The organism is Lacticaseibacillus pantheris DSM 15945 = JCM 12539 = NBRC 106106, from assembly GCF_001591865.1.
In the GTDB taxonomy this organism is placed as follows: domain Bacteria; phylum Bacillota; class Bacilli; order Lactobacillales; family Lactobacillaceae; genus Lacticaseibacillus; species Lacticaseibacillus pantheris.
Genome location: NZ_BCVS01000102.1, coordinates 1 through 8,242 on the forward strand (window position 1 = coordinate 1; position 8,242 = coordinate 8,242).

Annotated in this window: 9 protein-coding genes; 2 read left to right on the forward strand and 7 right to left on the reverse strand. The window is 54.5% G+C overall.

Annotation, left to right across the window (positions count from 1 at the left end; genetic code table 11):
* Positions 1-166: 166 nt before the first annotated feature.
* Together LPA02S_RS09500 and LPA02S_RS09505 are read left to right on the forward strand one after the other, a co-directional pair.
* Positions 167-934 carry an exodeoxyribonuclease III gene (locus LPA02S_RS09500; protein ID WP_054650315.1) on the forward strand — a complete coding sequence of 256 codons (768 nt, stop codon included), beginning with the start codon at positions 167-169 and terminating at the stop codon, positions 932-934.
* 2 nt (positions 935-936) lie between these two features.
* Positions 937-1,470: a 3'-5' exonuclease gene (locus LPA02S_RS09505; protein ID WP_054650317.1), complete on the forward strand. Its 534-nt coding sequence runs from the start codon at positions 937-939 to the stop codon at positions 1,468-1,470.
* 69 nt (positions 1,471-1,539) lie between these two features.
* Here LPA02S_RS09505 and LPA02S_RS09510 read toward each other — a convergent pair whose 3' ends face one another.
* From LPA02S_RS09510 to LPA02S_RS09540, 7 genes are all read right to left on the reverse strand, one after another.
* On the reverse strand, positions 1,540-3,444 hold the full coding sequence (locus LPA02S_RS09510; protein WP_056956596.1) for a M13-type metalloendopeptidase: 1,905 nt from the start codon (positions 3,442-3,444) through the stop codon (positions 1,540-1,542).
* Positions 3,445-3,509: 65 nt separating this feature from the next.
* Entirely contained in the window at positions 3,510-4,340 is an 831-nt protein-coding gene (locus tag LPA02S_RS09515; RefSeq protein ID WP_056956595.1) for an aldo/keto reductase, read from the reverse strand.
* 158 nt (positions 4,341-4,498) lie between these two features.
* Positions 4,499-4,972 carry a tRNA (adenosine(37)-N6)-threonylcarbamoyltransferase complex ATPase subunit type 1 TsaE gene (gene tsaE, locus LPA02S_RS09520; protein WP_054650319.1) on the reverse strand — a complete coding sequence of 158 codons (474 nt, stop codon included), beginning with the start codon at positions 4,970-4,972 and terminating at the stop codon, positions 4,499-4,501.
* Positions 4,965-5,948: a phosphate acetyltransferase gene (pta, locus tag LPA02S_RS09525; RefSeq protein ID WP_056956594.1), complete on the reverse strand. Its 984-nt coding sequence runs from the start codon at positions 5,946-5,948 to the stop codon at positions 4,965-4,967. The genes tsaE and pta overlap by 8 nt, the downstream gene beginning before the upstream one ends.
* Before the next feature lie 64 nt (positions 5,949-6,012).
* Positions 6,013-6,711 carry a uracil-DNA glycosylase gene (locus LPA02S_RS09530; protein WP_056956630.1) on the reverse strand — a complete coding sequence of 233 codons (699 nt, stop codon included), beginning with the start codon at positions 6,709-6,711 and terminating at the stop codon, positions 6,013-6,015.
* A gap of 34 nt (positions 6,712-6,745) precedes the next feature.
* The gene (locus LPA02S_RS09535) at positions 6,746-7,258 is read right to left on the reverse strand and encodes a hypothetical protein (RefSeq protein ID WP_056956593.1); all 513 of its coding nucleotides are present in this window, start codon (positions 7,256-7,258) and stop codon (positions 6,746-6,748) included.
* 32 nt (positions 7,259-7,290) lie between these two features.
* Positions 7,291-8,181, reverse strand: a complete 891-nt coding sequence (locus LPA02S_RS09540; RefSeq protein ID WP_056956592.1) for a Cof-type HAD-IIB family hydrolase — start codon at positions 8,179-8,181, stop codon at positions 7,291-7,293.
* Positions 8,182-8,242: the final 61 nt, after the last annotated feature.

Below are 8,242 nucleotides of genomic sequence, written 5' to 3' on the forward strand. Positions count from 1 at the left end.
GGAGTACCCCACGAAAGCCGCAGCTCACCACTACGGCCTACGCTGCCGCCCACCATCACCACAGCAGCCCCCCCCCGCAACAAGGGACCATGGACACCGTACATAAGTTTGGTTAAAATCAAGGTATGTCTTCAATCTGTAACGCTGTCACACAAAGGGGTGCACAATGAAGTTTATTTCTTGGAACGTCAACGGTCTCCGTGCCGTACTCAAAAAGAACTTTTACGACGTAATTTCCGCACTTGATGCAGACTGGTTCTGCCTGCAAGAAACCAAAATGCAGGCTGGCCAAGTCGAGCTTGAGCTACCCGGTTACCACCAATACTTTAACTACGCGGAACGCAAAGGCTATTCCGGAACCGCCATCTTTACCAAGCACGAACCTGATAACGTAACGTACGGTATCGGGGTGCCCGAATACGATACCGAGGGCCGCGTGATTACCCTCTCGTACCCAAACTTTTACGTGATTACCGTGTACGTTCCCAACTCCGGAACCGAACTTAAGCGTCTGGATTTCCGTCAGGGCTTTGACGTGGCCTTCCGGGAATACACCAGCAAGCTGGCTGCTGAGAAACCTGTCATCTACTGCGGTGACCTCAACGTCGCCCACCAGATCATTGACCTGAAGAATCCCACCAGTAACCACCATAACGCTGGTTTTACCGACGAAGAGCGCACCGACTTCACGGCCCAACTCGACGCCGGTTTCACCGACACCTTCCGCTACTTTTACCCGGAACAAAAGGATATTTACTCTTGGTGGAGTTACCGTTTCGGAGCCCGTAAACGCAACGCCGGTTGGCGGATTGACTACTTTGTTACTAGCAAGGATTTGGATGACCGCATCACGGATGCCCAAATTCATACCGATATTTTGGGCTCCGACCATTGCCCAGTTGAGCTCGATACGGCCAACCTACTGGAGGGATAAACGTGAATTTTATCGCCATGGACTACGAAACCGCCACCGGTAAGCGCGCCTCTGCGTGCTCGGTCGCGATTGTCGTCGTGCGCAACGACCGCGTTGTCGATTCGTTCTATAATCTCATTAACCCCGAAACTGACTTTTCGCCGTTCAACATTCGGATTCACCACATCACGCCGGCAATGGTTGCGGACGCGCCCACCTTTCCCGAGCTGTGGCCGCACATCGCCCAATTCTTCACGCGCACCCAGTTAGTGGCCGCGCACAACGCGCAGTTTGACGTCAGTGTGCTCCGTAAGTCTTTGGAACGGTACGGCATCCCCACACCCAAGTACCAGTACATCGATACCGTCGCCACCTCGCGTAGCTTTCTGCCCACGCTTGCCAACCACAAACTGGATACCGTCAGCGACGCGTTGGGTATTACCCTCAATAACCACCACAACGCATTGGCCGACTCGTACGCGTGTGCCCGAATCCTTATGACTGAAAAAGTTCAGTTTGGCAGTCAAGCACTTGCCAACTTTATTAAACTCGCCTAAATTCGCCCAAAAATGGCTCCGCCTCTCGCTAACGCAGCTTGCGTTGTTGGAGAGGCGGAGCCTTTTCTATTACCGATCCCAAATAACGATGCGCTTATCCGGCTCAAGGTACTCCCCGTCGCTAGGCTGCACGTCATATGCACGGTACCACTCGTCAAAATTCATCACGGGCACATTGACCCGTAACGTTGCCGGGGCGTGCACATCCTGACTGAGCACCGTTTTGGCTCGCTCTGGACGCATCTTGGTTGCCCACGATTTGGCGTACGCCGTGAAGAATTCTTGTAGTTCCGTTGGCGTAGCCTGGTCGCCCAGCACCGCCAACGCGACATCCATGCCGGCGTTGTCCGCAATATTTTCGCTCACGGTCAGCCGACCATTAACTTGAGTACCCTCGTATAAACGGCCATCAAACTGTGCCGCCACCTCATCAACAATGTGGTCAAACGCTACTTTGTCCGCATCCTGCCACCAATTATTCATCGTACCGTGGGCGTCAAACATGGACCCGTTGTTATCAAAGGAGTGTGAGATCTCGTGCCCGATGGTTGCACCCGTTCCGCCAAGTTTAGCCGCACGGGACCAGTCGAGTGCATAAAATGGCGGCTGCAGAATACCCGCGGGAAAGGTGATGTCGTTCATCGACGGATCGTAGCAGGCGTTAACCAGGTGTCCGGGCATCTGCCACTCTGACCGGTCAACTGCCTGACCAACCGTTGACCACCGGAACTGACGGGATGCGCTAACCAGTTGCACCATTGCCGTCAGCAAGTCGTCCTCTGGATCCACGTGCAGGTGCGCGTATACCGCCGCGGCGTGATCCGGATACCCCATCTTAATGTTCATGGTCGCTAGTTTCGCAACGGCTTTGTCGCGGGTGGCTGGGCTTAACCACGTATTGTGGCGGAGCTGCACCTCGTATTGTTGAATCAACTCCCGGACCAGCCCGGTGATATCGTCCTTCGCCGCCTGGCCAAAATAAGTCCGCCCGTAGTAGATACCGATGGGCTCCGCCAGCACGCTGTTCGTCACTGCAAAGGCGTGCTTATGCCACTCTGTGGGCTCTGGTTGACCCGCAAGAAACCGCTGGTACGCACCGGCCAGTTGCCGCATCTCATCACTCAGGTAAGTCCCATTGGTAATGAGCTCCTGAATCACGGCCATGTGCTGCCATTGCTCGAAGTTGTCCTGGTTCACCAACTGGTTGAGGACGGTCACATACCGGACCGTGGGTGCATTGACGAACTTGGGTTGAACGGGCAACACCGCTCCGAGCGCGTCGCCCAAACCGGTCGCCTTGATTTGCTCAACAAAGTCGTCCCAGGCCACCGGGTGGTCCCAGTTGGTGTCAACCGCATACTCTTCGTTTGTCGGCAACACCGCACCGGCCCGCCGGTCAAAGTCGAGGGCGTCCACAACGTACTGATCCGCCTCCACGTCCGTAAAGCCCACCGCATGCAGGAGCCCGCGGGCCATATCAGACCACGCATCAAACATCGCTTGCGTGTCGGCGTTCTCCTCCGCGTACATGGCTGCATCGGGCAAAATGGTATCCGGCCCACTAACGTTCAACATGTTGACCTGAGCATCGTGGAAGTCCGGCATTACAAAGGTGCTCAGCGGCAACGGATAATCTTCGCGGAACAAAGTCGGTAACGCCAACCGCCATTGGTCAAAACTACTCAGCCGGGTCAAAGTTGCCAACCGCGCCCGAATCGGCTCCACACCCAGACGGTTACGTTGCTGCCGGTCGTCAGCCTTCACAAATAGTCGCGCCGCCGCAAGCAGCGGTTGATCAACAGTTGCCATACTGCCGTCATTGATTGCTCGCAAATCTTGCACTAAACGTTCCCGAATGTTGTCACCCAGGTCACTGTCGGCCCCAATGACCGACTTTTCGGGTGGTATCACCGTTTGGGCCTGCCAGCGCCCGTTCACCGCCATGTATAAATCATCTTGTGGTCTTGCTGTCATACCCAATCCTCCGCTATAGCCGCAGCGGTGGCAATCACCTCGTGGTTGCCACCGCCCTAATTAAGTTAAAATTCCTCGTACTTACTTGGATCCTGATCCTTGAGTCGGCCATCCGGTGTACTCAGGGCATTAATCGTCGCCATTTCCGCATCGCTTAATGCAAAGTCGAAGACGTCAATATTCTCCCGCTGTCGACTAGCATGTTGCGACTTGGGAATCGGCAGCGTCCCCAGCTGGATGCCCCACCGTAGAATGACTTGCCCGACACCTTTGCCGTGCGCATCCGCAATGGCCTGAATATCCGGGTTGTGCAGAACGTCGCTGGCGCGCCCCAGCGGACTCCAATCCTCCGTGAGGATACCGTGAGCCTCGTCATACGCGCGCTGTTCGGCCTGGTTAAAGTGCGGGTGCAGCTCGATCTGGTTAATCACCGGCATTACGCCAGTTTCCGTATCCAACCGGTCTAAATACTCCGGCAGGAAGTTGCAGACCCCAATGGACCGCACCAACCCGAATTGCTGAGCGTCAATCAACGCCTGCCATGCCTCGACGTACATGTCTTTGCTTGGGTTCGGCCAATGCAACAGGTACACATCAAAGTAATCCAGGCCGGCACGAAACAGGCTTTCCTTCAAAGTGTTGATGGCGTCCCGCCGGTGGTAGTACCGACCAGGCAGCTTAGACGTGACCAACAACTCTGAGCGCGGAACTGATGACTGGCGGATTGCGGCACCCACCGTACCCTCATTCTCATAGTTATACGCCGTATCAATTAAGCGGTAGCCCTGATCAATGGCGCTACTGATGGCACGGACACCGTCCGTACCGTTGAGTTTATAAGTACCAAAACCTACTTTGGGTAGTTCTAAACCATCACGTAACGTGTAATATTCCATGAATAATCCCCCCCGAAATGTCTAGCTACACTTACTAGTTATTAGTATAGCACCACCAACCGGCATGGTTTGCGATGATAATCAACTGCGGACAAATCTTTGGCAATCATTAAAGAGGCCGTGACGAATCAACCGTCACGACCCCTCTTAAAATGCTGTTATTGTGCTAATGCGCTAATCGAAGCCAACAGGGCGTGGCCCCGCTCGCCCTCCGCCTCGGCGGTAATCGTGCGCCGATTATCGTCATGGTCGTCCTTGTGGAAATGTAGGGTTACATAATCGTACGGTGCACTAGCGCCTAAATAGTCAGGCCATTCCACCACGCTGACACCGTCACCCTCGAAGTATTCCTCCAAGCCGAGGTCCTCCGCGCCGCCGCCTTCCAGCCGGTAGAGGTCCATGTGGTACAACGGAATACGGGCCGTCGGATACTCATGGATGATGGTAAACGTTGGGCTTTTAATGGGTTGGTGAATACCCAGTGCTAGCCCCAGCCCCTTTGTAAAGCTGGTCTTGCCCGCGCCCAAGTCACCATCCAGCAACAGAACATCCCCCGCCTGTAGCAGCGGGGCAATCTGACCGGCAAAGCTCCGGAGCTCATCTTCATTGTTAAAGGTCCACGTGTTAGTCATTTTTGCTTGCCAATACTTGGGTGGCGGTGACCAAAGCCGTTTGGTATACATCTTCAGTTGACGCACCACGTGAAAGGTCGGACACCGGTTGGTTGAGTCCCTGTAAAATCGGACCAACCGCCTGGAAGCCACCTAGCCGCTGGGCAATCTTGTAGCCAATGTTGCCAGACTGCAGTTCGGGGAAAACAAAGACGGTGGCGTGCCCGGCAACCGTTGAGTCCGGGGCCTTCTGCGCACCCACGCTCGGAACGAACGCAGCGTCAAACTGCAATTCACCGTCAATCGGCACGTCCGGAGCCAACGCTTGGGCCTTGGCCGTTGCCTCCTGCACCTTGGTCACCATATCGCCCGCTGCGGAACCCTTTGTCGAGAAGGATAGCATCGCGACTTTGGGATCAATACCAAACGCCTTGGCCGTGCCCGCGGATTCAACCGCGATTTCTGCCAATTCGTCAGCACTGGGGTCAATGTTAATCGCAGTGTCGGCAAAGAGGTAACGCTCATCACCGCGTTGCATAATAAACGCACCACTAGTCCGGGACACCCCGGGCTTGGTCTTAATAATCTGTAGGGCGGGACGTACCGTGTTGGCGGTGGAGTGTACGGTACCGGATACTAACCCATCAACGGCACCGGTGTATACCAACATGGTACCGAAGTACGTGGCATCGCGTACGGCTTCGGCGGCCTGTTCAGCAGTGGCCTTGCCGTGACGGCGTTCCATAAATGCCGCCGCCAATTGATCATGCTCCGGGTCATCTTCGGGGTTCCGGATGGTCACACCCGTGATGTCAAAGCCATTGTCAGCAGCCACCCGCTGAATATCATCCGGATTGCCCAGCACAACGGCATTCAGAATGCCTTGCGACTGTAGTCGGGCCACGGCTCCCAGAATTCGTGGTTCTGTGCCTTCCGGGAAAACAATGCTGACGCCTTGCCCCTTAACGTTTTGTTCCAAAGTTGCGAATAAGTCCACGATGGTACCCCCTATTTTATGCGATACTTCATTTTAACAAGGCTAACCACTAAAGCCAACTAAGTTAATCGGCACGTTCCACGTGTTTGGGTAGTTGCCAGTTAATTGGCTGCTCCCCCATCTGCACAAGCGCTGCGTTGGTCCGGGAGAACGGCTTACTGCCAAAGAAGCCCCGGTACGCCGACAACGGGCTCGGATGTGCCGACGCAATCACCACGTTTTTACCCTCATCAATGAAAGGACGCTTATTCTGAGCCGAGCGTCCCCAAAGGATGAACACCACACCGCCACGCGCGGACAACGCCTTAATGGCCGCGTCGGTCAAATCCTCCCAGCCTTTGCCCCGGTGGGAGTTGGCCTGGTGGGCGCGGACGGTCAGGACCGCATTCAGCAAAAGCACCCCCTGTTCAGCCCACGACTTCAGATAACCGTGGTGGACGGGGGCAATGCCCAAATCACTTTGCAGTTCCTGGTAAATATTCACTAATGAAGGTGGTATTTGTACACCCGGAGACACGGCAAAACTGGCACCAACCGCTTGGTGTTCCTCGTGGTACGGATCCTGCCCCAAGATGACCACACGGGTGGCACTGAACGGCGTCCATTCAAACGCCTGAAAAATGTGGTACATATCGGGATAAACCGTTTGACTACCGTATTCTGAACGTAAAAAAGCGTGCAATTGTGCATATGTAGGACTGGCAAAAACGGGAGCAAGTACCTCCTGCCAATCGTCGTGAATAATCGTTTTGGTCAAATCCATCATCCTTATTTCTTCAAACCCATAATTGGAGGGGTTATCCGGCCCCACCAAAGGAATATTGTAACGGCGGCTTCTTTTGGGCATTAGTGACAATCCTCACGCGATCCAGCGCGGCGGCCAGCAACACACCCGTCACCGCATCAGCTTCCTTGGATACTTGGACGCGCAACGTCCGGCCACCGCTAGTAATCACGGGGCCCATGCTAAACACAAAGCCGAATCCCTGAAAACCGCGATAAGAGTCACTTTTTTCAGTGCCAGCAATCAGCCAGCCACCGTGGCGCAACAAGTACAGAGGGTGCCCACCACCGCGGGCCACCCTAACTAGGGTATTGGCGTCGTCACCAACGCGCAGTTCAAAGCGGGCCGCCTGCTCATTTTCCGCACTAATCGTACCAATCACGTCATGTTCTGGAAACGAAAACACACGAAAACCGATGGACGTGCCAAAACTACGCCGTACCCCGAGCACCGTGGCGTTATCCGCATCGCGCACGCTAGCAATACGCCCAGCTTGCAACGGAGCGGTTTCAAAGTACAAATCCACGCGTATCCGCCTCCTAACTTGACCCAATGGTGCTACTTTGTCATTGACGCCTCTTGTGCATTGACTTCAATGGCCTTGTAGATAGCCTTGGCGACACCGTCATGCACATTCGAATCCGTAGTAAACCACGCCAAATTTTTGATGGGCTGGACGGCGTTACCCATGGCGACACTATACTTTGCATCACGAATCATGGATTCATCATTAAAATTGTCACCAACCGCCATCACGTTGTCCATGGTCCAACCACGTTTTGCGGCGTAGGCGGCCACTGCCAATCCCTTTTGCGACTTAATGTTGTTAATTTCGATGTTATTGCGTGAGCTACTCGTCACCATCAACTTACCCGTCGCCAACAGGAGCTTCTTGGGTTCACTTAAAGCAACCGGGTCGGCGGTGTTAAAGGCAATAATCTTCATGACGTGGACGTTCTCGTCACCAACGATTTCACCGTAGTCCTCGACGTAATTAATATTCATAATTTCCAGGCGGGCTGAGGCCAGGGCCACCGCCATTTTGTAATCAGTGTCGGGGTTCAAGTTCACCAGTAGGTCGGCCACGTTTTGAATCCGCCGCACCCGGCTGTTAGAAAAGATGCCGTGATCGGTGACCAATTCGTAGTAGAGGTTACGGTCATCGAGGGTCTTCATGGAGAGTGCGGTCATGTCGTCGTCGAGGGGAACGGAAACAACCAGGCGGCCGTCCTCGTCAAAGACTTGCGCACCATTCAGCGTGATGTATGCGGTGCGAAGTTTTTGTTCTTGTAGGAGCGGTTTAGCCTCGGTCAGGCCGCGCCCGGTGGCAACCATAAACTCGATGCCGTTTTCCTGAGCTGCACGGATGGCGGCGGCGTTAGCGTCGGACACCTGCATCTTGTTATTGAGCAGGGTACCATCCATATCGGAAGCGATAATTTTAATCATACTGGCCTCTCCTTCGTCTGTACGTTTAGGTTTATTCTAGCATGAATACGGTTACGGGGGT